The sequence below is a fragment of the Pantoea sp. RIT413 genome, from assembly GCF_003057675.2.
GTDB classification, from domain to species: Bacteria; Pseudomonadota; Gammaproteobacteria; order Enterobacterales; family Enterobacteriaceae; genus Pantoea; species Pantoea eucrina.
Genome location: NZ_QBJB02000010.1, coordinates 1 through 24,210 on the forward strand (window position 1 = coordinate 1; position 24,210 = coordinate 24,210).

Consider the following 24,210-nt stretch of genomic DNA (forward strand, 5'->3'; position numbering starts at 1 on the left):
CGGAACCGTGCCCTCCCTCGGCGGACCCGGATGGCGCTTCCCGCCGCTGCTAATTTTTTTCTCTTTCCTGGGATTTTTTATGGCGGTGGGCTCTGGTGGTTTGCGCTTTTTTTCTTTCTTAAATTTTTTATGGCTGAAGGTTTTGTGAAGAAGCTTCAGCGCACACCAGACCAAATTAAAAAAGAAATGAAGGGTTTACAGGCGATGGTAGAGGGCGCCATCCGCAGCGCCCGCCCCTTAGCCCGTCCGCGTGCGGAGATGCCGCTGAAACTGCCAGAAGCCTGGCGGGCGGAACCCCCTCAGTGCCGCGCACTGCTTAGCGCACCCCTGCGCTGGCGGGCGGAACCCCTCCGGTGCCGCGCGCTGCCGCAATCAGCCCCGCGCGGCTCAGCGCCAGCCCCTATGGCAACGTCACCCGCACCCGCAGTCCGCAGCGCTCGCCCTGAGGGGTAAGACAGTTAGAGAGCGCCACCTGCATCTGATGCTTCTGCGCCACGCTGCGCACAATCGACAGGCCGAGACCGCTGCCCTGCGCCTGCACGTCCGGTGAACGGGTAAAGCGGTCAAACGCCCGCTCAAGAAACGATTCCGGCATACCGGAACCGTTATCGACGATATCGACCACCGTACGATCGCCTGTGCGGTGCAGCAGCACATCGACCAGGCTTCCTTCTGGCGTATGCAGCATTGCGTTGCCGATGACGTTATCAAACAGAGTGCGCAGCTCAGAGCGGCTGGCCTGCAGCCGGTAACGCGTGCTGCCGCTATAGCCGATATCGATGCCGCGCTTATCGGCAACCACCATCAGCTGCTCAATACTCTCTTTCAGCAGATCGTCGAGTTCGATCGTTTCCGCGACCGGCACCGCGGACCGATCCTCCTGACGTGACACATCCAGCAGCTGCGTCACCAGATGACGGGTGCGGCTGACGCCCGCTTCCAGCTGATCAAACTGACGGCGCGCCTCGCCGGGCTGAATATGCTGGCGCAGATTCTCCAGCTGCAGCGTAACGGCGGTGACCGGCGTGCGCAGCTCATGCGCGGCATCCTCCAGAAACTGCCGCTGGGCGGACCAGGCGGCGCGCAGTTTATCCAGCAGCGCATTATAGGCGGCGACCAGCGGCAGCACTTCGTCAGGCAGGCCATCCGGCGATACCGTATGCGGGTGCAGGCTCTCCTGCGCCGCGATCTGCCGGGATGCCACCAGCAGATTGCGCGTAATGGCGCGTACGATCAGCCAGATCAGCAGCAGCGACAGCGGCATCATCAGGATCAGCGGGATCACCGCCGAGAGCACGCGTTTTACCATCAGGCTTTTCATATAGCCGATATTGTGCAGCACCTGAACCGTGCCGATTTCACTGCCCGCTTCGCCAGGGCGGGTATAGACGCGCCATTCACAATCGTCACCGCAGTCGCCAAGGCGTAAATCGGACCAGCCGTGCACCGCCTGCAGCGGGGCTTTCAGCGCCGGCCACGAGCTGGCACGCAGCTGATTATGCGTATCCCACAGCTGGACGATGTAAGCGCTTTTGAGCCGGTCCTGATCGAGGATCGTCGGGATCAGCGCGGGCATGGTCTGACTGGCTGACCAGACGTCGGCCACTTTTGCGAGCTGATCGTCCTTCATTGAGCCCATCATGTCGCCGTAGCAGTGGAAAAAGTACCAGGTCACGCCACCAATCATCGCCAGATGCAGCAGCACCAGGCTCATCAGCAGCTTATTGCGCAGGGAGCGCAGAAACGTAAAATTTTTCATTGTGCCGGTACCCGCCAGCCAAGGCCGCGCACGTTGCGAATCGCTTCGTTGCCCAGTTTACGCCGCATGCCGTGGATCAGCACATCAACGGCGTTGCTGGTGACCTCTTCGCCCCAGCCATAGATGCGATTCTCCAGCTGTTCGCGTGAAAGGATCGCGCCGGGCCGCTCCAGCAGCGCATAGAGCAGTGCATATTCGCGAGCGGTAAGCTGTTCACGCTGGCCCTTATAGAGCACTTCCCGCGTCATCATATCCAGCTGCACGTCGCCGCTGCCGAGCAGCGAGTCGGCGGCACCGTGGCGGCGTCGGGTGATAGCGCGCATACGTGCCAGCACCTCCTGCAGATCAAAGGGCTTGAGCAGATAATCATCCGCGCCGCTATCCAGCCCCTGAATGCGCTGGGCAACGCTGTCCCTGGCGGTCAGCACCAGCACCGGCGTCATATCACCGCGGGCGCGGGCACGCCGCAATACGTCGATACCATCCTCACGCGGCAGGCCAAGATCGAGCAGCACGCAGGTGTAATTGCTTTCCGACCAGGCGTGCGAGGCAAACCGGCCGTCGCGCACCCAGTCCACCGACCAGCCTGCGGCTTCCAGGGCCTGCTGCAGGTTGGCACCAATCATCTCATCATCTTCTACCAGCAGCACGCGCATGGAGTCTCCTTATCAGTGTGGGCAGTGTAACGCTGCATTCTTAGTGAAAAATTATCACCGCTGAATTTTACCGCTGCGCGCTTTGCTAATTCTGCGCTAATTCTTCGCTAATTAAGGGATAAATCTCCTGCGCTACAGTGGCTCTTCAGGAACAGTCTGTTAAGCCGGAGGGTGCGATGAATCAGCGAGAGTTTATCCGTAGTTTACTGGAGTGGATTGAAGATAACTTAGGTCACGATCTGCATCTGGATGAGGTGGCGCGTCGATCGGGCTATTCACGCTGGCATCTGCAGCGTCTGTTTCGTCAGCACACCGGTTTTTCACTGGCTGAGTATATCCGCCAGCGCCGTCTGACTGAATCGGCATTAACGCTGCTTAACAGCGACGACGCCATTTTACAGGTCGCCATGAACTACGGTTTTGATACGCAACAGGCCTACACCCGCACCTTTAAAAATTATTTTCGCATTACGCCAGGCCAGCTGCGTCGTCAGCGTCGCGTTGAGCCGGAGCGGCTGCTGCTGCCTTTTGCCGTCGCCGTATGACCGGCCAGCAGCGGAAAGAAAATCGGGTGCAGAACGGCGCAATACCTTTTAAGCTGCGGGTCATGTTTCTCTGACAGCCGGACCCATGAACCCTGGTGATAATCTGACAGCCATGCTGCTGTTTGCGCACGTGGCGGAGCAACAAAGTTTCAGCGAAGCCGCGCGTATTCTCGGCGTCTCTAAATCCTATGTCAGCCGTGAAATTGCCCGGCTGGAGGTGCGGCTGGGGATCAAACTGCTACAGCGTACCACACGTCATGTTGCGCTGACCGGCCACGGGCAGGCGTACTACCCATTCTGCCTGCGCATGCTGGATGAGCTGCATCAGGCGGATGCGTTTGTGCAGCAGCTGCACCAGCTGCCAGCCGGCAATCTTCGCCTGCAGGCTCCGGTAACCTTTGGCTGCCAGTGCGTGGCGCCGGTGGTGGACGCCTTTATTCGCCGGCATATTCATCTGCATGTGGATCTGGATCTCACCACCAGCGAAGACCCTCACCCCGATGCCGATGTCGCCATTGTGGTCCGCAGCCGCGCGCCGCAGGGAGGCGCCTGGCGCGAACTCAGTATCATCGACTGGGGCCTTTACGCTACGCCCGGCTACCTTGCCGCGCATCCGCTGATTGATCATCCCCGTACCCTGACGCGCCACAACCTGCTGCTGTTCCACGGGCCGGCCCATACCGCCGCTCTGCCGTTCCGGCGTGATAAGCAGCGGCTGGCGCTGGAGGTGCGCAGCCGCTTCCGCGCTAACAACAGCATGGCGTTGCTTAACGCGGCGCTGGCCGGCGGCGGCATTGCCTATCTGCCCTCCTATATGACGCGTGAGGCGCTGGCGCGCGGCGATATCCAGCCGGTGCTGAGCGACTGGCAAATGGACCGCTTTCACAGCTACCTGCTGCTGAAAGAGCAGCCGCAGCCCTCCTCTCCGGTTACACAGCTTTGCGATGCGCTGATCACCGCACTGCAGGTGCCCTGACTGTTGCTCGCTGGCAACAGTGGCAGGCTGGCAGGTAACTCTCCGGCACCCTCTGTTTTCTCTCTCTCCGCGCAGGTAGCCTGATAAAAACAACCGCCGGGAGAGGGTATGTCACACGCTTCAGTATCATTAACAGCTGAACAGCAACACTGGAAGTGCAACCTGCTGGTCTGCACTCTGGGGTCATTTACCACTATCGTCGCCATGACGCTGCTGCTGCCGTTTCTGCCGATCTATGTTCAGCAGCTTGGGGTTGAGGAGCCGGCGGCGATCGCCCGCTGGTCGGGTGCCGCCTATGCGGCCACGTTTCTGAGCGCCGCGCTGACGGCGCCGCTGTGGGGCCGGCTGGCAGATCGCTACGGACGCAAACTGATGCTGATCCGCGCCAGCCTCGGCATGGCGATAGCCATGTCGCTGATTGGTATGGCCACTGCACCCTGGCAGCTGGTGGCGCTGCGCCTGCTGGCCGGGCTGCTGGGGGGATACGCTTCCGGATCCACGATTCTGGTCGCTGCGCAGACGCCAAAAGCCCACACCGGCTGGGCGCTGGGTATCCTCTCAGCAGGCATTATGGCGGGCAACGTCGCGGGGCCGCTGCTGGGCGGAATATTGCCGCCGCTGATTGGCATCCGTCACACCTTCTGGCTGACGGGCGCGGCGATCTTCCTCGCGTTTCTCGGCACGGCGTGTCTGCTGAAAGAGGCACCGCGGCAGCCCAAAGGCGCAGCCACGGCAGGGCAGGCCGCTGATGAGCCGCCGGCGAATCTTCGGGTGGTGCGACTGATGTGGCTCACGGCCATGCTGATGATGTTTGCCACGATGTCAGTGGAACCTATTATCACGCTCTATATTGCGCAGTTTGTGCAGGGCGAGCACGCGATAACCGTCAACGCCGGGATTGTGATGGCGGCGGCGGCGCTGGGAAGTATTCTTGCTGCGCCGCTGGCCGGGCGGCTGGCGGACCGCATCGGGCACGGGCGAGTATTGCTTGCCGGGCTCGCGGCCAGCGCGCTGCTGCTGATCCCGCAGGCGTTTATCAGCCACGTATGGCAGCTTACCGGCCTGCGTTTTCTGATGGGCGTGGCGCTGGGCGGACTGCTGCCCTGCATTACCGCGCTGATACGCCACCACGTCCCGCAGCAGCAGACGGGAAAAATGCTGGGCTATGCGACCTCGGCACAGTATGCCGGGCAGGTGACCGGACCGCTCTGCGGCGGGATCGTGAGCGGAGCGTTTGGCATGCAGCCGGTGTTTCTGCTCACCGCGCTGATGATGGCGCTGTGTGCTTTACTGGTACGCGGCGTGGTGCAGGAGAGACAAAGCGCATAAAAAAGGCGGGCCACCGGCCCGCCTGATTTATTCTGCTGTTACGAAAGGTTATTTCGTATCAGGCAGCGCATAGGCAACCACGTAGTCGCCCAGTTTGGTGCCAAACGAACCGTGACCGCCAGCTGCAATGACAACGTACTGCTTGCCGTTCGCTTCATAGGTCATCGGCGTTGCCTGACCACCGGCTGGCAGACGCGCCTGCCACAGCATTTCACCGGTGTTGGTATCAAACGCACGCAGGTAGTTATCTGCCGTTGCGCCGATAAAGGCAACGTGTCCCGCCGTGGTGATTGGGCCGCCCAGCATAGGCATACCCATCTTAAACGGCAGCGGCAGTGGCGCGCTGTCGCGCACGGTACCAATGCGTTTTTTCCACACGGTTTCGTTGGTTTTCAGATCCACCGCAGAAATATAACCCCAGGCTGGCTGTTTGCACGGCAGGCCGAAAGGTGACAGGAATGGATTCAGCTCAACGCCAAACGGCACGCCATACTGTGGCTGCACGCCGGTTTCAGTACCGGAGCCGCCTTCCGCACCTTTCGGTGGCTCAGCCGGGTTGCCCGGTCCGCGTGGGATCAGCTTCGAGACAAACGGCAGCGCCATTGGGTTAGCGATGGCAATCTGACGATGTGGATCAACGGCGATACCACCCCATTCAAACATACCGAGGTTACCCGGGAAGACCAGCGTACCCTGTTCAGACGGCGGCGTGAACGGACCATCATAGCGCAGGCGCTTGAAGATCACGCGGCACACCAGCTGGTCGAACATCGTCGCGCCCCACATATCCTTGTCAGTCAGATTCTGCTTAGGACGGTAGGTCAGCTCAGAGTAAGGCTGCGTCGGTGATACGTGGTCACCTTTCGCTGCGCCCTGCGGAACCGGGGTTTCCGGTGCCGGTACAACCAGCTTGCCGTTGCGGCGATCCAGCACAAAGATGTTACCGGTTTTCGCCGGCGCGTAGATCACCGGAACGGTGTTGCCATCTTTGTCGGTGATATCAGCCAGCGTCGGCTGAGAAGGCAGGTCCATATCCCACAGGTCGTGATGCACGGTCTGATAAGACCAGACCAGCTTACCGGTGGTGGCATTCAGCGCCAGAACGCTGTTTGCATAACGCTCCTGCTCAGGCGTACGGTTGCCGCCCCAGATATCCGGGGTAGAGACGCCCATTGGCAGATAAACGATATCCAGTTTCGGATCGTAAACCGCCGGTGCCCATGAGTTCGGTGAATTCAGGGTGTAGGTGTGCTCATCTTCCGGAATCGCGTTAGGATCTTTCGCGCCCGGATCGAATGCCCACAGCAGTTTGCCGGTGTTGACGTCAAAGCCGCGGATGACACCTGATGGCTCACGGGTAGAGTAGTTATCGGTTACGGCACCGGCGATCACGATAGTGGTATCGGTGATAATCGGTGGTGAGGTCGGTTCATACTGACCAGGGGTGGTAACCGGCTGCTTGTGCTGCAGATCCAGCTCACCGTTGTTACCAAATGCCGGGCAGCGTTCGCCGGTTTCCGCATCCAGAGCAAACAGACGACCATCATTGACCGGCAGATAGATGCGACGTGCGCAGAGTGCCGGCTGAGTTGCCGCGCTATCCGCTGCTGCAGGGGTTTCATGATAGGAAACGCCGCGGCAGGTGATGTGCTGGAAGGTCGGATTCTGCTTCAGAGCCGGATCAAACTTCCACTTCTGCTTACCGGTTGTAGCATCCAGCGCAAACAGGATCTGATGCGGTGAGCAGAGATAGAGCGTGTCGCGGATTTTAATCGGCGTCACTTCATCAGTGATTTCACCCGGATCGTTAGCATTTTTCAGATCGCCGGTCTGGAACTGCCAGGCAACCTGCAGCTCTTTGACGTTGCTGGCATTGATCTGCTTCAGCGGAGAAAAGCGGGTACCCTGCTGATCGCGCGCGTACGCCGGCCAGTCAGCATCAGCAATATTGCTGATAGGCTGAGTCTGCGGGGTGGTCGCTGCAGCGGGCAGCTCGCCATTCAGCTCCTGCGGATCGTGGAAAACAGCCCACGCCAGAACCAGTACGCTGGCAATCAGCGCCACCAGCATCGCGCCTCTGCCGGCAGGATTGAACGTGCGATAGACGAAAGGCAGGATCAGCCAGATACCGAAAATCACCAGTACATCGGTGCGCGGTGCCAGCGCCCAGAAGTCAAAGCCGACTTCCCATACGCCCCAGATCAGCGTGCCAAGCAGCAGCAGCGCATACAGCAGCAGCGCGGCGCTGCTGCGACGCCAGAGCAGAACAGCGGTGATCAGCATCATCACACCGCCAATAACGTAGTACCAGGAACCTCCAATGGTGGCTAACCAAATGCCACCAACCAGCATAAACGCGCCCGTCAGCAGTGCGAACAGCACCGTGAGCAGGCGGATTACGCCAAAAGATGAGGAAGCTTTCCCCATAATATTGACCTCTTTCTTTGCCATAGAAAAACAAAGGAAACAACGCTTCAGGCTGTTTCCCGACATAGAGTACGAAGTGAGCAGAAATGTTCACGCAGCGTTCTTCCGTGACGCCAGATGATCCCTTTGCGTTAAATTTTATCTTAAAAACGTTAACGAGTTTGCTTTTTTTAGCGGTTTTAACTCTGTCGGACCAAATCACACGACATTTTATGGCGGAATAGCGGCGTTAATTCCGATCAAATCAGGTGGCTGCGCCGCGAAGTAGCAGATTGTGTAAACGGTTACCCTAAAAAAGCGTGCCGGGTGTGCGCTGCTGCTGCCAGCCGCTTAACTGCAGGCGCTGGTAATGTTCGCTATTCAGCGTCAGCTGTGCGGTGCGTAATATAACGTCTGCTTCTCTTTCTCTCAGAGACTCAATTAAAAACGGAAAGCTGAACTTGAGGTAATTATCGTTAAAAAAATCCTCGGATAAAACCACACCGCTAAATGGAAACGCCACGATCTTTTTCCACTCTGTTCCCGGCGGCGCGAGATCGCACAGCCAGAATGAGAAGTGGTGCGCAACGGCAAGCAGAGGGGCACCACCCTGTAGCAGCCCTGCATAATCAATTGCCAGACGGACGTGGGCAGCCTGCAGCATCGGATAATTTTCCGGGGCACGTAAAAATTCCATCAGGCTATTTCCCGCCAGCGGAATAATTATTAGTTCAGGGGTATCAGGCAACTGATTATGCAAAGCAATTATGTTATGTCCATTAAGTAATGTATCAGCGTCCTGCTCGCAATGCATAAAGGGTGCTGAATAACACACGCCGCACAGCGTGTTGTCAAAGCGATGAATACGCTCAGTAACATAAGGATTATAAGTACTGTTTTTCATGTATCTCTGCAAAAAAATTATTAACCGGAAAGATATGTTTTATTATAAATGCGTGTTATGACTGAAATTTACCGGCGGCTAATATAGATCGAAAGAGAGTGTTAAATCACCTTTTTTTACCTGTCTCTGATACAGAGATATTCCTGGCGTTAAAAGGGATAATTAAGCTGTTAATTCAGTAATCAATAAATCAATACCGGTATTCAATCAATAACAATCACTCTCCTGATATATAGAGACCAATGTTTATCTGCCAGGCAGTTAAGTTTTTGTTTCAAAAGCGCACAACCTGCCATTGCCTGCCAGAGTGATATCACGCACGCTCAGAGAGACAAAACGATAACAGAAGTCACTGCCTGGCTTCTGACCAGATTAGTGCAATGACGCTAATCAGTTAATCATTTCAGGATGGGATCGCATGACAGGTATAAAAAGCTCTGCTGCAGAAGACTCTCTGCTGCGGCATCGACCGTTTGTGGCTTTCTGGCTGGCGCGCACCTGCTCGTCATTCGGCTTTCAGATGTTTTCAGTGGCGGTCAGCTGGCAAATCTATGCCCTGACACACAGTGCGCTGGCGCTGGGTATGATCGGCTTAATGCAGTTTTTACCCTCGGTACTGCTGGCGCTGCCGGCTGGTCATCTGGCCGATCAGCACGACCGTCGTCGCATTGTTTTGGTGGGACAACTGATTGAGTGGGCAGCGCTGCTTGGGCTGGTGGCGCTGACGCTGCTGCACTGGGCAGGAAGCGTTGAGATCTGGGGACTGGTGTTTCTGATCTCAGTGGCAAAGGCGCTGGAGTGGCCGGCTATCACCTCTATGCTGCCGGCGCTGGTGCCGCCGCCGGTACTGGCCCGTGCGATGGCTGCCAGTTCAGTAGGCGGTCAGGCGGCAGTGATCGTCGGCCCGACGCTGGGCGGCCTGCTTTATGTCGCCGGGCCTGAAGTGGTGTATGGCGTTTCCGCGCTGTTCTATCTCTTCTCTATCGTACTGATTAGCCGCCTGCGCTACGCGCGGCCGCCGCAGTCGCGCATGCCGATGAACCTGACCAATATGTTCGCTGGCGTGCGTTTTATTCGCGAGCGCAAAGATGTGCTGGGCGTGATCTCGCTTGACCTGTTTGCCGTGCTGCTGGGCGGGGCCACGGCGCTGCTGCCGATTTTTGCGCAGGATATTCTGCATACCGGGCCGTGGGGGCTGGGCATGCTGCGCGGCGCACCATCAGTCGGTGCGCTTGTGGTGGGCGTCTGGCTCAGCCGTAATAAGCTGGAGAAGCACGTCGGTATGATTATGTTTGGCTCGGTAGCCGGTTTTGGTCTGGCGACGCTGCTGTTTGCGCTCTCCACTCAGCTCTGGCTGTCGCTGCTGGCGCTGGCTGCGCTGGGGGGATTTGATATGGTCAGTATGGTGATCCGCGGTGCGCTGGTCCAGCTCGATACGCCGGATGATATGCGTGGTCGCGTCAACGCCGTGAACGCTATTTTTATCAATACGTCCAATCAGCTGGGGGAGTTTGAATCTGGCCTGCTGGCCGCATGGCTGGGGGCGGTACCGGCGGCCGCGCTGGGCGGAATAGGTACGCTGATAGTGGTCGCCGTCTGGATGACGCTTTTCCCGCATCTGCGCAAACGGCAAAAGCTGGAGAATGAAAGCGGCGTGTAGATGAGGGTGCCCGGCGCAGCATCACGCCGCCGGGCACATCAGCAGACCGGCAGCCGGTCTGCCTGGCGTCGGCGCGTTATGCGACCCCGTTGACCAGGATAACGCGGTAGTTAGCGCCTTTCACGCGGTGCGCTTTCGCTTCCTGATAAGCCGGACTGTGATACCAGGCGCGCGCGGCGTCCATATCGGCAAATGCCAGAACGACAACGCCTTCGGCATCCCGGCCTTCCAGCACTTCCTGCTCGCCATAAAAAGCCAGCGGCGTGATCTGATGATCGCCACGCGCGTCGCCCGCTTTCTGTGAGTAGGTTGCCAGCTCATCTTTGTCCAGCGTCTCATCCTTAATCATTACCATGTAAGCGGTCATTACTTCTCTCCCCGTGCCTGACGTTTATCTTCGGTGTTGTGTTCAAAATCGCTGGCGTCATGCCGCTCCAGCAGCTGATCCTGCGGCTCAGCGGCAAAGGCGCGATTAACTTTACGTCCGCGTACTACCGCCGGACGCTCCGCGATCTCTTTCGCCCAGCGCACCACGTTGGTGTAAGCCTGCACATCCAGAAACTCTGCTGCACCATACAGGCCATTCAGCACCAGGTTGCCATACCAGGGCCAGGTCGCGATATCCGCAATGGTATAGGCGTCACCTGCGAGGAAACGGTGATCCGCCAGCTGGCGATCCAGCACATCCAGCTGACGCTTCGCTTCCAGCGTAAAGCGGTTGATGGCGTATTCAATTTTCTCCGGTGCATAGTGGTAGAAATGGCCAAAGCCGCCGCCAAGATAGGGTGCAGAACCCTGCAGCCAGAAGAGCCAGTTCAGGGTTTCAGTGCGGCCCGCCACATCTTCCGGAATAAAGTAGCCAAACTTCTCCGCCAGATAGAGCAGGATATTACCTGATTCAAACACCCGCTGCGGTGGCGTCACGGAGTGGTCGCTCAGCGCCGGAATTTTAGAGTTAGGGTTCACATCAACAAAACCGCTGGAGAACTGATCGCCTTCACCAATGCGGATGAGCCAGGCGTCATACTCCGCCTCTTTTACGCCCACCGCCAGCAGCTCCTCCAGCAGAATAGTGACCTTCTGACCATTTGGCGTACCGAGCGAGTAGAGCTGCAGCGGATGCTTCCCGACCGGCAGCGCCTGCTCATGCGTGGCGCCAGCGGCAGGGCGGTTCGTGCTGGCGCCGTTGCCTTTGGCTTCCGGTTCCCAGGTCCAGACTTTTGCGGGCTGATACTGATTATCTGACATCGTCATTTCACCTTATGGTCGTGAGCGTTGCGCTGCCACTGAGTGTAGCAGCGCAATTCCGCGCCGATTTAACCGCGCTGGCGGTGAGCGGGTTTGCGGGATCAGGTACAGTTCTCCTGGGTATAGAGCATAAAGTCGACTTTGCCCGGCGCGTAAGTATCAGGCTGCTCGCGCTCTTCCAGATGCCGCAGCAGCAGGGTCAGAGCGAGTTCAGCGTGGCGCTGCGTGTTCTGATCGAGGGTCAGGGTCAGGATGCGCTGCTGCAGCAGCTGGCGCGTAGTTGCATAAAGTTCATGCGTCACATAAACCGTGCTGCCGCACAGCCGGTGGCGCGCCAGCGCTTCATAAATCTGGGTATTGCCCATGCCGGTGTTATAGAGTCCGGCGATCTGGCGCGATCCCGCCAGCGTTTTTTCCAGCAGCCGGCTGATGCGTTCGCGATCGTCCTGGCCGGCGAGGATCTCACGCAGTCGCAACTGTGGAAAGCGCTCAGCCAGCACCTGCTGAAAACCTTCAATACGCTGCTGGTGCGCGAGGTAGTCAGCGCGACCGCTGATCAGCACCACATCCCCTGTACTGGCCGCCATGCTGCCGAGCATCAGGCCCGCCGTGCGTCCCGCTTTGTATTGATCGATACCGACATGGCAGAGCCGCGGCGCGTCAGGCAGATCGCTCACCAGCGTGATGACCGGCACGCCCCGCGCCTGGCAGCTGGCCAGCGCCTGATAAATCAGCGGGCTGGCGTGGGCAAAAACAATCAGCCCGTCCATTCTTTTACTGCCGGCATCGATATGGGCCGCCAGCTTCTCCGGCGCATCTTCCGGGATAAGCGTGCGATGCAGCCGGACGCGCCGGTAGCCCAGCGCATCTGCCAGACGGGCAAACTCCTGCGCCAGCTGCTGAAAGAAGAATGAGCCGTTGCCGCTCAGGATGACCTCTATCTGCCAGCTGTGGCGATGCTCCTCCGGCAGAATACGTTTTAAGCCCGCCTCCCGGGCCGCCTGCAGCACTTTTCGCGTCATCGCGGGCGAGACGCCCCCGCGATCGTTCAGGACCCGATCCACGGTTGCGACGCCAACGCCTGCGCGCTTAGCCAGTCCGGCCAGCGTGGTTGCTTTCATTCGAGTGAATTCCATCAAAAAACTGCGTTCTGACAGCCTGCCAGAACGGGATATTTTGACAAGACAGGGCATTCTGAAGTGTGAGCTAAAGGAGGAGATCCGCAGCTTTGCTGTTGATATGGCGATGATAATAGTGCCGCTGCAGAAGGGCGCGGTGATGCCTGGCGCGATGTAAGCGGTGCGTTTCCCCCTGCAGGGCCCAGGGGGAGAATACTACCCGATGCGGCAATCAGAGGTTCAGCAGTTCGCGCTCAATCAGTTCGCGCGTCTCTACCGCCTGATAGCGCATCTTCTCCGGATAGCCGAACAGCGCCGCTGAGATAATCGACTCACCGCCGACTTTGAAGCTGCGCCGGGCAAAATCCATCTCGCGCAGCGCTTCAAACAGCGCATCGAAGTTGACTTCGCCTTCTCCCACCGCGACGTGCTGATGGATGGTTGCGTCCACGCCGGGCGGATTCACAATGTAGCGGCAGTGTTTGGTGTGGTTCATGGTATCGGCGATCAGCATATGCGACAGATCGTCGCCAGCGTAGTGCAGCATGTTTTTCACATCCCCTTTGCCTTTGTCATAATAGAAGGTGTGGGGCGCACTATAGATATACTTCACGTTATCGCTGCGAAACGACTTCACGATATCCGCTGTTTCATTGTTCTCTTCGCAGAAATCCCACGGGTGCGCCTGGATTTCAATGCGGATCCCTTCCCGCTCAACGATCGGCAGCAGCTCCTCCATAGAGCGGTAGAACATCTCTTCGCAGATTTCTGGCTCATTAGGGTTGCCGGAGAGTTCGGTATTGATAACCTGCACGCCCATCTCAACCGCAATCTCAATCATGCGCTTCCAGTTTTTTACCGCCGCCTGACGCCGCAGCTCGTCGGGTCCCGACCAGCGATAAACCGTGATGAAGGAAGAGATTTCGGTGCCGGTGGCGTTCAGCGCATTTTTATATTCACGCAGGATTTCGCGGCTGGCTTTGGGGTGTTTATAAAAGGGATTGATCTGCGGATGGGGTGATTGCTCAATATATTTATAGCCCCATTCCGCCACCTGATGCACCATCCGGGTAATGCCGAGATCCCGGATAACGTCCACGTCAAAAGCAATTTTCATGCTGTCGCTTCTCCTGCGCTATTCCGCTGCCAGCGTTGTTCCGGACAGGCGGAAGCTGATGCAGAAACGCCAGGCAGACGGAGAATGTGTTTATCAGCCACTATAGGAAGGGAAGTCGGCGCGTTCTACGATTTTGCTGATGTAAAACCATCAGGACGGCACCGGCTACAGGAGCAGCAGGCAAAGCAGAATGAATAAAGCAGAAAAGCAAAAACCCGGCCATAAGGCCGGGTTTTCTGAATTGTGGTGCCCGAACCCGGAATCGAACCAGGGACACGCGGATTTTCAATCCGCTGCTCTACCGACTGAGCTATTCGGGCAACGGGGCGCATTAAACCTTAATGGCCGCAGATCGTCAACGGGTTTTAGCAAAAAAGCGCGCTATCCGTGACTGACTGCCTGCTTTTCAGGCATGTCAGCCCGTTTTCAGGCGAGTGCGCCGTTCTGACGACAGAGCGCAATACTGAATACATCTTCCGCCAGGCGCCGGGCGGTCGCCACATCCTGTACGTTGCGTTTCACCAGCAGTTTGCTCAGGCAGCCCTCGAGGATCAGCTCCATCTGATCGGCTACCATCGCGGGATTATCCAGCGCCAGCTCAACCAGGATCTCATGGGTAAACTGCCATGAGTGGCGCTTCTGCTGCTCCGCCAGCTGGTGCACCGGCTGGTCAGGCTGCGGATAGAAGCTGCAGGCAGCAATAAACAGGCAGCCGGGAAACCGGCCTTTGCTGACATACTCTGCCAGCACGTCATAGCGCGCCATCAGCTTTTGCGCCGGAGTGAGCCGCTCATCCAGCTGTACCTGACGCCGCCAGCTGTCGATCTGCTGACCGTGATAGCGCAGTGCATCATAGAGCAGCGCATCGCAGTCGGGCCAGTAGCGGGTCAGCTGTCCGGTGCTGAGGCCGGTTTCACCTGCCAGCTGTGGCAGCGACAGGGTGGCCGCCAGGCCGTGTTGTTCGAGCACATTCAGCGCATGCTCCAGAATTTGTTCGCGTTGCACATGACTCTCCTCTGGAATATCGGCCCGCTCGTCGATGAGCGGGCAGTGGCTGAACCAGTGTCGTTTAACGCGGCAGATTCTGCAAATGCGCGCGAAACGCTGCCGCACGCAGAAAGCCGCTGATACGCGAATCGGGGATCTCGCGACCCTGCGCGTCAAAAAACAGAATGGTCGGTAATCCCGCCACCTGCAGCTGCTTCAGCAGGGCATTGTCCTGCGCGCTGTTTGCGGTGACATCCGCCTGCAGCAGCTGCACGTCAGCAAGCGCGCTGGCGACTGCCGGATCGCTGAAGGTATATTTTTCAAACTCTTTGCAGGCGACACACCAGTCGGCATAGAGATCGAGCATGGTGATGCGCCCCGGTGCCTGCTGCAGCGCCTGCTCAAGCTCCGCGCTGCTGCTGATGCGCTTAAAGGGCAGGTGTGCCACGCTCTGGCTTGCCGTAGCGCCAAACGCCCACTCCTGCAGCGGCCGCGCCATAATCAGCGCTGCCCCTAACATCACCAGCGGCACGACGCGCCACTTGCCGCGCGCGTTGATGCTGTGAATAAATGCCCAGCTGAAAAACGCTACGCCCAGCAGACTCCAGAGCCGCAAACCCCAGGTGTCGCCGAGGATACGCTCCAGCAGAAATACCGGAAGCGCCAGGATAACAAACCCGAATGCCTCTTTTACCGTCTGCATCCACTGGCCGCTTTTGGGCAGTAGCCGATGGCCAAAAAGCGTGACGGCGATCAGCGGCAGCCCCATTCCCACGGCGTAGAGCCACAGCGTGCCGGCGCCGGCCCACAGGTTTCCGCTCTGTGCGATATACAGCAGGATCGCGCTGAGCGGCGCCGTGGTGCAGGGGGAGCAGATAAGCCCGGCCAGCGCGCCCATGACAAATACGCCAGGCAGCGAGCCGCCGCGCTGCTGATTGCTCCAGAGCGCAAGACGCGTCTGCAGGCTGGCGGGCAGCTGCAGCGAAAACAGGCCAAACATCGACAGCGCCAGCAGAATAAACAGCAGCGACAGACCCGCCAGGACGTATGGATGCTGCAGCGCCGCCTGAAAGCGCAGCCCGGCCGCCGCGACCACAACGCCCAAAAGCGTGTAGGTCAGCGCCATGCCCTGCACATAGACCAGCGCCAGCGCCAGCAGGCGGCCAGCGCTGTAACGGCGTGCGCCGCCAAGGATGATGCCGGAAATCAGCGGGTACATCGGCAGGACACAGGGGGTAAAGGCGACGCCGATACCGATCAGCAGCGCCCAGAGCGGCGAGAAGGGCAGCGGCGTGGCGGCGGGCTGCTCCGTAACCGGCGCGCTGCCGCCGCTGACGACGCTCAGCGGAACGGTGCGGCTCTCAGGCGGGTAGCAGAAGCCAGCTGCGGCACAGCCCTGATACGTTACCGTCAGCGTGGCACCCGCATCTGCCCGCTGCAGCGTGACCGGCAGCGTCACGGCCTGGCGATAAATCTCGCTTTTGCCGTAAAATTCATCTTCATGCGCTTCGCCGGCCGGCAGCGTCAGCGGGGCCAGCTGCGCGTGCTGAGCCGTAATCTTCATCTGCTGACGATAGAGATAGTAGCCGGGCCTGACCTGCCAGTTCAGCATCAGCGTTGAGCCCCGCTGAGAAAAATCAAACTGAAAGGCCTGATCGACCGGCACAAAGCGGCTGGTGGATTTCGGCGCAAAGAGATCGGCCTGAGCCGACAGGCAAAGCAGCAGCGTCAGGCAGAGCGTCAGCAGGCGGGAAAGAGGTGCAGCCATAACAGATTAATCAACTCCGGTAGTGCAGAAGCGGTGAGCATAGCACGACCGCTTCGGCACAGGATTTCACAATGTAACGGCGTCAGAGGATCAGACTGCCAAACAGAAAGCCAAACGCCACGGAAAAGGCGATGGCCAGTACGCCCGGAATAATAAAGGAGTGGTTAAAGACAAACTTGCCGATTCGCGTCGAACCGGTGTCATCCATTTCCACCGCGGCCAGCAGCGTCGGATAGGTAGGCAGGACAAAGAGCGCTGATACCGCAGCAAACGAGGCCACTGCCGCCAGCGGCGAGACGCCGAGCATCAGTGCTGCCGGCATCAATGCTTTGGTGGTTGCCGCCTGCGAATAAAGCAAGGTGGCGGCAAAAAACAGCACCAGCGCCAGCATCCAGGGATAGCGCTGCAGCATGTCACCCGCCAGAGTCTGGATCTCGCTCAGGTGCGCTTTGACAAAGGTATCGCCCAGCCACGCCACGCCCATGACGCAGATGCAGGCGCTCATGCCCGATTTAAACGTGCTGGCACTGAGGATCTCACTGCTGTCCACGCGGCAGGTCAGACAGATCAGCGTAGCGACCGTGAGCATAAACACGACGATCGCTTCGTTACGCGGCAGCACCGGGCTGGCGAGCAGGCCCACGCTGTCGCTGATGGCGGTGGCATAGAGCACCACTGCCACAATGCCGGTCAGAAACAGCAATACGGCGCGGCGCGCGCCGGGTCGGGTGGTATACACTTTCTCACCGCGCAGCGTCACGTCGCCTCTGGCAAGTCGCGCCTGATAGATGGCATCATCCTTTAGCTCCGTACCGAGAAAATTGGTGATCACTGCCGCGCAGAAGATTGCCGCCATCGTGGAGGGCAGCGCCACGCCCAGCAGCGCCAGATAGCTGACGCCGCGTGGTTCGAGTATAGAGGCAAAGAATACCACTGCGGCGGAGAGCGGTGAGGCGGTGATCGCAATCTGGGAAGCCACCACCGCGATGGAGAGCGGACGCGATGGCCTGACGCCCTGCTCTTTGGCGACTTCAGCGATAACCGGCAGCGTGGAGAACGCGGTGTGGCCGGTGCCGGCCAGCAGCGTCATCAGATAGGTGACCAGCGGCGCCAGAAAGGTGACGTAGCGCGGATGGCGGCGCAGCAGCTTTTCCGCCAGCCCGACCAGGTAATCCATACCGCCTGCGACCTGCATGGCAGCAATCGCGGCGATAACGGCCATAATAATTTCGATCACATCAAACGGGATTACGCCGGGCTTCATGCCGCACACCAGCGTCAGTATCAGCACTCCCAGACCGCCGGCAAAGCCGATTCCGATACCGCCCAGGCGGGCACCGAGCCAGATCGCCATGAATACCACTGCCAGTTCCACTGCTATCATCCGTTTCTCTCCTCAGGCTGCAGAACGTGCCCCCTGAATGTTGTAGTCGCCAGAGATAAAAAAAGCACGCCGTATTGTATACAGGCGTGCCCGGGGCGACGTGATCGGAAACAGATTACTGTTCGTTTTCGTCGGTATAGCGTTTCGCTTTATAGGTCGGATGCATCAGGTTCTGGACAGAGAAGATATCATCCAGCTCCGCTTCGGTCAGCAGGCCGCGTTCCAGCACCACTTCACGTACGCTTTTGCCGGTTTCAGCACAGACTTTACCCACGATATCGCCGTTGTGATGGCCGATGTAGGGGTTGAGATAGGTGACAATACCGATAGAGTTGAATACGTACGCTTCGCAGACTGCTTTGTTCGCCGTAATGCCGTTAACGCATTTTTCCAGCAGGTTATAGCAGGCGTTGGTCAGGATGCTGACGGATTCAAACAGCGCCTGGCCAATCACCGGTTCCATCACGTTGAGCTGCAGCTGACCCGCCTCAGACGCCATGGTCACCGTGGTATCGTTGCCGATAACCTTAAAACAGACCTGATTAACCACTTCCGGCACCACCGGATTGACTTTGGCTGGCATGATCGAGGAGCCCGCCTGCAGTTCCGGCAGGTTGATTTCGTTCAGGCCGGCGCGCGGACCGGAAGAGAGCAGACGCAGGTCGTTGCAGATTTTTGACAGCTTCACCGCCAGACGCTTCAGCGCTGAATGCACCATGACGTAGGCGCCGCAGTCGGACGTCGCTTCAATCAGATCTTCCGCCGGCACCACCGGCAGATTGCTGACTTCTGCCAGGCGCTGCACGGCCAGCTGCTGATAGCCATCCGGCGTGTTGAGGCGGGTACCGATTGCGGTTGCGCCAAGGTTCACTTCCAGCAGCAGCTCGGCGGTGCGCAGAATATTGCGGGTCTCTTCATTCAGCAGCACGTTAAACGCGTGGAACTCCTGGCCCAGCGACATCGGCACTGCATCCTGCAGCTGGGTGCGGCCCATCTTCAGAATGTTTTCAAACTCCACGGCTTTGCGCTGGAAGCCTTCGCTCAGCTGGGCAATCGCATCCAGCAGCTTGAGAATAGAGGCGTAAACCGCAATCCGGAAGCCGGTCGGGTAGGCATCATTGGTTGACTGGCATTTGTTAACGTGGTCGTTGGGGTTGAGATACTGATACTCACCTTTCTGGTGACCCATCAGCTCCAGGCCGATGTTTGCCAGCACTTCGTTGGTATTCATGTTCACCGAGGTGCCGGCGCCGCCCTGGTAAACATCTACCGGGAACTGATCCATACATTTGCCGTTGTTCAGCACCTCATCGCAGGCCTGAATAATGGTATTCGCAATGTTGCGCGGGATCGTCTGCAGCTCTTTGTTAGCCAGCGCGGCTGCTTTTTTAACCATCACCATGCCGCGGACAAATTCAGGAATGTCGCTGATTTTGCTGCTACTGATATAGAAATTTTCAATCGCACGCAGAGTATGAACACCGTAGTAAGCATCCGCCGGCACTTCGCGCATGCCTAACAGGTCTTCTTCGATACGAATGTTGTTCGCCATGATTACCTTCTTATTATTGCTGCTCTGATACCGCCACGCATCCGGCATGGATGGAGAGCGAATAACACGCAGGTGAAGCAATTATATTGTCGTGGAATACCAGTGCCGACATTTTATCCATCTTCGGGCTGGCGGGCACGATCATATTCTGTCACGGCAGAAATGCTCGTACACAGATCACTTTACGGACATTTGCCCGGCAAGTGGTAATAACGATATGTGATGTATCTCTCACTTTTATGTCAAAAGGAATTATTTGGCCGGTGCGGTTGAAATCCACCGCGCGGGTGCCCATCTCACTACCTATGATCGTTACGATCGCTCTGTTTCTGCCGCCTGGCCTGTCGCGGGGCGGCCCAACTCACAGGAGACACCAGTGCGCTGGTTACCGTTTTTACTCTTTTTTGTCCTGGCGTGGATTGAGATCACGCTGTTTATCCAGGTGGCACATGCGCTGGGCGTGCTGCTGACGATGCTGCTGGTAATTTTTACCTCCTGTATCGGTGTGTCGCTGGTGAAAAATCAGGGCATGAAAAACTTTATGCTGATGCAGGAGAAGCTGGCGCGTAACGAAAGCCCGGCGGCGGAGATGATCAAAAGCGTCTCGCTGATCATCGCTGGTGTGCTGCTGCTGCTGCCCGGCTTCTTTACCGATTTTCTCGGCCTGCTGCTGCTGCTGCCGCCGGTACAAAAGCTCCTGACGCTGAGACTGATGCCGCATCTGCGCGTCTGGCGCGGTCCTGGCCAGGGACCCGACAGCGGCGTAACGATGGATGGTGAATTTGAGCGTAAAGATCAGGATCGCATCGGCCACGATAAAGATCGCTGAGGTAAGCGAGGCGGCGCAAGCCGCCTTATTTGTATTCTTTTTAAGCGTTTGTAGCACAAACAAAAATTTTTTTATTTTTTTCCCCTTGAAACTCTCTTGTCTGCCCCTATCTCTTCCTGCACGAGGCCGGAACCCTCAAGCCCGGCGTTCAACCCAAAAATGAATGATTGGACTTCTCAAAGGAGAGCTACCAAATGAAAATTCGTCCGTTGCACGATCGCGTTATCGTCAAGCGTAAAGAAGTTGAAGCTAAATCAGCAGGCGGTATCGTCCTGACCGGCTCTGCAGCTGGCAAATCAACCCGTGGTGAAGTTCTGGCTGTTGGCAATGGCCGCATCCTGGACAACGGCGAGATCAAGCCGCTGGACGTGAAAGTGGGTGATCTGGTGATTTTCAGCGAAGGCTACGGTGCAAAAACCGAGAAAATCGACAACGAAGAAGTTCTGATCATCTCTGAAAGCGACATCCTGGCGATTGTCGAAGCGTAATTTACGCGTAATTCACTGAACGAAACGAATTTAAGGGAAATTTGAAATGGCAGCTAAAGACGTAAAATTCGGTAATGACGCACGCGTAAAAATGCTGCGTGGCGTGAACGTACTGGCAGATGCAGTAAAAGTTACCCTGGGCCCGAAAGGCCGTAACGTGGTTCTGGATAAATCTTTTGGTGCACCGACCATCACTAAAGATGGTGTTTCTGTTGCGCGTGAAATTGAGCTGGAAGATAAGTTCGAGAACATGGGTGCTCAGATGGTGAAAGAAGTCGCGTCTAAAGCAAACGATGCAGCAGGCGACGGCACCACCACCGCAACCGTACTGGCACAGTCTATCGTTAACGAAGGCCTGAAAGCCGTTGCGGCCGGCATGAACCCGATGGATCTGAAGCGCGGTATCGATAAAGCCGTTATCGCTGCTGTTGAGCAGCTGAAAGCGCTGTCTGTACCTTGCCAGGACACCCGTGCAATCGCGCAGGTAGGTACGATTTCTGCTAACTCCGATGAGAGCGTTGGTACCCTGATCGCCCAGGCGATGGAAAAAGTGGGTAAAGAAGGCGTTATCACCGTTGAAGAAGGCACCGGCCTGCAGGACGAGCTGGACGTAGTGGAAGGTATGCAGTTCGATCGCGGCTACCTCTCTCCTTACTTCATCAACAAGCCAGAAACCGGCGCAGTTGAGCTGGAAAGCCCGTTCATTCTGCTGGCTGACAAAAAAATCTCCAACATCCGTGAAATGCTGCCAGTACTGGAAGCCGTTGCGAAAGCGGGCAAACCACTGCTGATCATCGCGGAAGATGTGGAAGGTGAAGCACTGGCAACGCTGGTGGTGAACACCATGCGCGGTATCGTGAAAGTGGCTGCGGTTAAAGCACCAGGCTTTGGCGACCGTCGTAAAGCGATGCTGCAGGATATCGCTATCCTGACCGGCGGTACCGTGATCTCTGAAGAGATCGGTATGGAGCTGGAGAAATCCACGCTGGAAGATCTGGGTCAGGCGAAGCGCGTTGTGATCAACAAAGATACCACCACCATCATTGATGGCGTGGGCGATCAGGGTGCTATCTCTGGCCGCGTATCGCAGATCCGTCAGCAGATCGAAGAAGCGACCTCAGATTACGATAAAGAGAAGCTGCAGGAGCGCGTAGCGAAACTGGCAGGCGGCGTAGCCGTACTGAAAGTAGGTGCCGCTACTGAAGTGGAAATGAAAGAGAAGAAAGCCCGCGTTGAAGATGCCCTGCACGCTACCCGTGCTGCGGTAGAAGAAGGCGTGGTAGCAGGCGGCGGCGTCGCGCTGGTTCGCGTTGCGGCTCAGCTGACCGATCTGCGTGGTCAGAACGAAGATCAGAACGTCGGTATCAAAGTTGCGCTGCGCGCAATGGAAGCTCCGCTGCGTCAGATCGTTTCCAACGCCGGTGAAGAGCCTTCCGTTGTGGCAAACAACGTGAAAGCGGGCGACGGTAACTACGGTTACAACGCGCAGACCGAAGAGTACGGCAATATGATCGACTTCGGTATCCTGGACCCGACCAAAGTAACCCGTTCTGCGCTGCAGTACGCGGCCTCTGTAGCTGGTCTGATGATCACTACCGAGTGCATGGTTACCGATCTGCCTAAAGGCGACGCACCTGATTTAGGCGCGGGCGCAGGCGGTATGGGTGGCATGGGCGGTATGGGCGGCATGATGTAATTGTCCCCGACAGCGTAAGCTATCTGCGAAACCCCCGACCGGAAACGGTCGGGGGTTTTTCTTTTGCTGGCGAACAGGGTATAAGTAGGGACGCGATCTTTCGGCTTTGTGGGTTCAGGGCAATGAATGTTCAGAAAAAAAGTGCGCTTTTCTGCTACGCTGCCGCCCGACACTGATGATAATAAAATGGGGATTACAATGCGGATTAACCTCTTGCCCGGACTGGCAGCGGGCATCATGCTGCTGGCGGGTTGCAGCAGCTCAAATCAGCTGAGCGCCGCTGGCGAACGCGTCACGTTTGTCGATGAGCAGCCAGCAAGTCAATGTCAGCTTCTGGGCAACGTCACCGGCTCACAGAGCAACTGGCTGAGCGGGGCGGGCGGCGAAAATAGCGCGCTGCGTGGTGCTGCCAACGATCTGCGCAACCGGGCGGCTGAAATGGGCGGCAACGTTATTTATGGTGCCACCAGCCCGACGCAGAATCTGCTTTCTGCGTTCGCGCCGCTCGACAGCAAAATGACCGGCCAGGTTTACAAGTGTCCGTAATAGCAGAGCAGCAATAAAAAAGCCGCGAGAGCGGCTTTTTTTATTTGCAGCGGAATGTGGGGGTTACGAGCCGCTGTGGTCGCCATTAATGGCGACCCTACATAAGCACGCCGGGTGCGCATCAGTTGCGGCACGTCTGCTTGCAGGGTGCGCATCAATTGCGGCACGTCTTTGTAGGGTGCGCATTCATGCGCACCGGAGAGCGAGCGTTACTCCTGACGCAGCTGAAGGTCCAGCGGGGTTTTGCTCGGCTCACCGCCAATCTCACGCGCCAGTCTGGGAACCATATAGCCGGAGACCCGGCTGAGCAGCTGACGCATCAGCGCGCGCGCTTCGGCGTCTGAAACAAAGAAGTGGGCAGCGCCCTGAACTTTGTCGAGCACGTGGAGATAGTAGGGCAGAATGCCGGCATCAAACAGCGCATTACTTAGCTCAGCCAGCGCATCCGCATTATCATTAACGCCGCGCAGCAGCACGCTCTGATTCAGCAGCGTCACGCCCGATCGCTTCAGCAGCTGCAGACGCGCGCGCAGCGCCTCATCAATCTCCTGCGCATGATTGATATGGCTTACCAGCAGCACCTGCAGGCGGGTGTCAGCCAGCAGCTGACACAGCGTTTCCGTAATGCGCGCCGGGATCACCACCGGCAGCCGGCTGTGAATACGCAGGCGCTTCAGATGCGGGATCTGCTCCAGCGCCGCAATCAGCCAGGCCAGCTCATGATCTTTAGCCATCAGCGGATCGCCGCCGGAAAAGATAATCTCATCCAGCTCCGGGTGCGCGGCAATGTAGTCGATCGCCGCCTGCCAGTTACGCTTGTTGCCCTGATTATCCTGATAAGGAAAGTGACGGCGGAAACAGTAGCGGCAGTTTACCGCACAGCCCCCTTTGACCAGCAGCAGCGCGCGGTTTTTATACTTGTGCAGCAGGCCCGGCACCACGCTGCTCTGCTCATCGAGCGGATCGGTAGTGTAGCCCGGCGCATCGGTAAACTCCTGGCGGCTGGTCAGCACCTGCAGCAGCAGAGGGTCACCGGCATCGCCGTGGCGCATGCGCTGAATGAAGGCGCGCGGCACGCGCAGGGCAAAAAGCTGGCGTGCAGCGTGGCCGGCAGCTAATTCCTGATGATGTTCGAGGCCTAAAAGTTGCAGTAATTCAGCAGGATCGGTGACAACATCAGCAAGTTGCTGCAACCAATCTTCTCTGACAGGGGAATTTAGGGTTACAATGTGTGCCATTTTT

Annotated in this window: 22 protein-coding genes and 1 tRNA gene; 9 read left to right on the plus strand and 14 right to left on the minus strand. The window is 57.8% G+C overall.

The annotated features are described in order from the left end of the window. Window positions 1-400 precede the first annotated feature (400 nt). Window positions 401-1,759: a HAMP domain-containing sensor histidine kinase gene (locus DBY66_RS12915; protein ID WP_071669147.1), complete on the minus strand. Its 1,359-nt coding sequence runs from the start codon at window positions 1,757-1,759 to the stop codon at window positions 401-403. Next, window positions 1,756-2,415 (minus strand): response regulator, encoded by a 660-nt coding sequence (locus tag DBY66_RS12920; RefSeq protein ID WP_039382093.1) that lies wholly within the window; start codon window positions 2,413-2,415, stop codon window positions 1,756-1,758. Before DBY66_RS12920 ends, DBY66_RS12915 begins: the two co-directional genes overlap by 4 nt. Window positions 2,416-2,591: 176 nt before the next feature. On the opposite strand from DBY66_RS12920, the gene DBY66_RS12925 reads away from it, so the two are divergent. The 3 genes from DBY66_RS12925 to DBY66_RS12935 all read left to right on the plus strand — a co-directional run bounded on the left by DBY66_RS12925 (window position 2,592) and on the right by DBY66_RS12935 (window position 5,265). After that, window positions 2,592-2,960, plus strand: coding sequence for a helix-turn-helix domain-containing protein (locus DBY66_RS12925; protein ID WP_039382095.1), 369 nt, complete (start codon window positions 2,592-2,594; stop codon window positions 2,958-2,960). Between the two features lie 85 nt (window positions 2,961-3,045). Continuing rightward, the gene (locus tag DBY66_RS12930) at window positions 3,046-3,936 is read left to right on the plus strand and encodes a LysR family transcriptional regulator (RefSeq protein WP_071669146.1); all 891 of its coding nucleotides are present in this window, start codon (window positions 3,046-3,048) and stop codon (window positions 3,934-3,936) included. A gap of 108 nt (window positions 3,937-4,044) precedes the next feature. Continuing rightward, window positions 4,045-5,265 carry an MFS transporter gene (locus tag DBY66_RS12935; RefSeq protein WP_039382099.1) on the plus strand — a complete coding sequence of 407 codons (1,221 nt, stop codon included), beginning with the start codon at window positions 4,045-4,047 and terminating at the stop codon, window positions 5,263-5,265. Between the two features lie 48 nt (window positions 5,266-5,313). Here DBY66_RS12935 and DBY66_RS12940 read toward each other — a convergent pair whose 3' ends face one another. Together DBY66_RS12940 and DBY66_RS12945 are read right to left on the minus strand one after the other, a co-directional pair. Further along, window positions 5,314-7,692, minus strand: coding sequence for a glucose/quinate/shikimate family membrane-bound PQQ-dependent dehydrogenase (locus DBY66_RS12940; RefSeq protein ID WP_071669153.1), 2,379 nt, complete (start codon window positions 7,690-7,692; stop codon window positions 5,314-5,316). 289 nt (window positions 7,693-7,981) lie between these two features. Continuing rightward, a complete protein-coding gene (locus DBY66_RS12945; RefSeq protein WP_039382101.1) occupies window positions 7,982-8,575 on the minus strand; it encodes a hypothetical protein in 594 nt (197 codons plus the stop codon). A 418-nt stretch (window positions 8,576-8,993) separates the two neighbouring features. Between DBY66_RS12945 and DBY66_RS12950 the strand changes: the two genes are divergently transcribed. Continuing rightward, entirely contained in the window at window positions 8,994-10,235 is a 1,242-nt protein-coding gene (locus DBY66_RS12950) for an MFS transporter (protein ID WP_039382105.1), read from the plus strand. Window positions 10,236-10,311: 76 nt separating this feature from the next. Here DBY66_RS12950 and DBY66_RS12955 read toward each other — a convergent pair whose 3' ends face one another. From DBY66_RS12955 to DBY66_RS12965, 3 genes are all read right to left on the minus strand, one after another. After that, on the minus strand, window positions 10,312-10,602 hold the full coding sequence (locus DBY66_RS12955; RefSeq protein WP_039382107.1) for a DUF1330 domain-containing protein: 291 nt from the start codon (window positions 10,600-10,602) through the stop codon (window positions 10,312-10,314). Continuing rightward, on the minus strand, window positions 10,602-11,483 hold the full coding sequence (gene yghU, locus DBY66_RS12960) for a glutathione-dependent disulfide-bond oxidoreductase (protein ID WP_108570032.1): 882 nt from the start codon (window positions 11,481-11,483) through the stop codon (window positions 10,602-10,604). Before yghU ends, DBY66_RS12955 begins: the two co-directional genes overlap by 1 nt. Before the next feature lie 101 nt (window positions 11,484-11,584). Further along, window positions 11,585-12,604 carry a LacI family DNA-binding transcriptional regulator gene (locus DBY66_RS12965; RefSeq protein ID WP_039382113.1) on the minus strand — a complete coding sequence of 340 codons (1,020 nt, stop codon included), beginning with the start codon at window positions 12,602-12,604 and terminating at the stop codon, window positions 11,585-11,587. Here DBY66_RS12965 and DBY66_RS12970 point away from each other — a divergent pair. Then, window positions 12,591-12,779 (plus strand): hypothetical protein, encoded by a 189-nt coding sequence (locus DBY66_RS12970; RefSeq protein WP_039382115.1) that lies wholly within the window; start codon window positions 12,591-12,593, stop codon window positions 12,777-12,779. The two genes, DBY66_RS12965 and DBY66_RS12970, sit on opposite strands and share 14 nt — an antisense overlap. Window positions 12,780-12,833: 54 nt before the next feature. On the opposite strand, the gene DBY66_RS12975 is transcribed toward DBY66_RS12970, so the two are convergent. From DBY66_RS12975 to aspA, 6 genes are all read right to left on the minus strand, one after another. Then, window positions 12,834-13,718 (minus strand): sugar phosphate isomerase/epimerase, encoded by an 885-nt coding sequence (locus tag DBY66_RS12975; RefSeq protein ID WP_039382117.1) that lies wholly within the window; start codon window positions 13,716-13,718, stop codon window positions 12,834-12,836. A 244-nt stretch (window positions 13,719-13,962) separates the two neighbouring features. Next, a tRNA-Phe gene (locus DBY66_RS12980) sits at window positions 13,963-14,038 on the minus strand. A gap of 106 nt (window positions 14,039-14,144) precedes the next feature. Next, complete coding sequence (locus DBY66_RS12985) at window positions 14,145-14,723, minus strand: transcriptional regulator (RefSeq protein WP_039382120.1); 579 nt, start codon at window positions 14,721-14,723, stop codon at window positions 14,145-14,147. Between the two features lie 64 nt (window positions 14,724-14,787). Then, window positions 14,788-16,473, minus strand: coding sequence for a protein-disulfide reductase DsbD (locus DBY66_RS12990; RefSeq protein WP_108570031.1), 1,686 nt, complete (start codon window positions 16,471-16,473; stop codon window positions 14,788-14,790). A gap of 82 nt (window positions 16,474-16,555) precedes the next feature. After that, window positions 16,556-17,857: an anaerobic C4-dicarboxylate transporter gene (locus DBY66_RS12995; protein ID WP_108570030.1), complete on the minus strand. Its 1,302-nt coding sequence runs from the start codon at window positions 17,855-17,857 to the stop codon at window positions 16,556-16,558. A 115-nt stretch (window positions 17,858-17,972) separates the two neighbouring features. After that, window positions 17,973-19,409, minus strand: a complete 1,437-nt coding sequence (gene aspA, locus DBY66_RS13000) for an aspartate ammonia-lyase (RefSeq protein WP_039382126.1) — start codon at window positions 19,407-19,409, stop codon at window positions 17,973-17,975. Window positions 19,410-19,785: 376 nt separating this feature from the next. Here aspA and DBY66_RS13005 point away from each other — a divergent pair, with 376 nt between their 5' ends. The 4 genes from DBY66_RS13005 (at window position 19,786) to DBY66_RS13020 (ending at window position 22,968) form a co-directional block, all read left to right on the plus strand. After that, window positions 19,786-20,238 (plus strand): FxsA family protein, encoded by a 453-nt coding sequence (locus DBY66_RS13005; protein WP_039382127.1) that lies wholly within the window; start codon window positions 19,786-19,788, stop codon window positions 20,236-20,238. A 194-nt stretch (window positions 20,239-20,432) separates the two neighbouring features. Further along, window positions 20,433-20,726, plus strand: coding sequence for a co-chaperone GroES (locus tag DBY66_RS13010; RefSeq protein WP_039382130.1), 294 nt, complete (start codon window positions 20,433-20,435; stop codon window positions 20,724-20,726). 46 nt (window positions 20,727-20,772) lie between these two features. Next, entirely contained in the window at window positions 20,773-22,422 is a 1,650-nt protein-coding gene (gene groL / locus DBY66_RS13015) for a chaperonin GroEL (RefSeq protein ID WP_104085595.1), read from the plus strand. 198 nt (window positions 22,423-22,620) lie between these two features. Beyond that, window positions 22,621-22,968, plus strand: coding sequence for a DUF4156 domain-containing protein (locus tag DBY66_RS13020; RefSeq protein ID WP_039385686.1), 348 nt, complete (start codon window positions 22,621-22,623; stop codon window positions 22,966-22,968). Between the two features lie 209 nt (window positions 22,969-23,177). On the opposite strand, the gene epmB is transcribed toward DBY66_RS13020, so the two are convergent. Next, window positions 23,178-24,206, minus strand: a complete 1,029-nt coding sequence (epmB, locus tag DBY66_RS13025; RefSeq protein ID WP_039382136.1) for an EF-P beta-lysylation protein EpmB — start codon at window positions 24,204-24,206, stop codon at window positions 23,178-23,180. Between the last annotated feature and the right edge of the window lie 4 nt (window positions 24,207-24,210).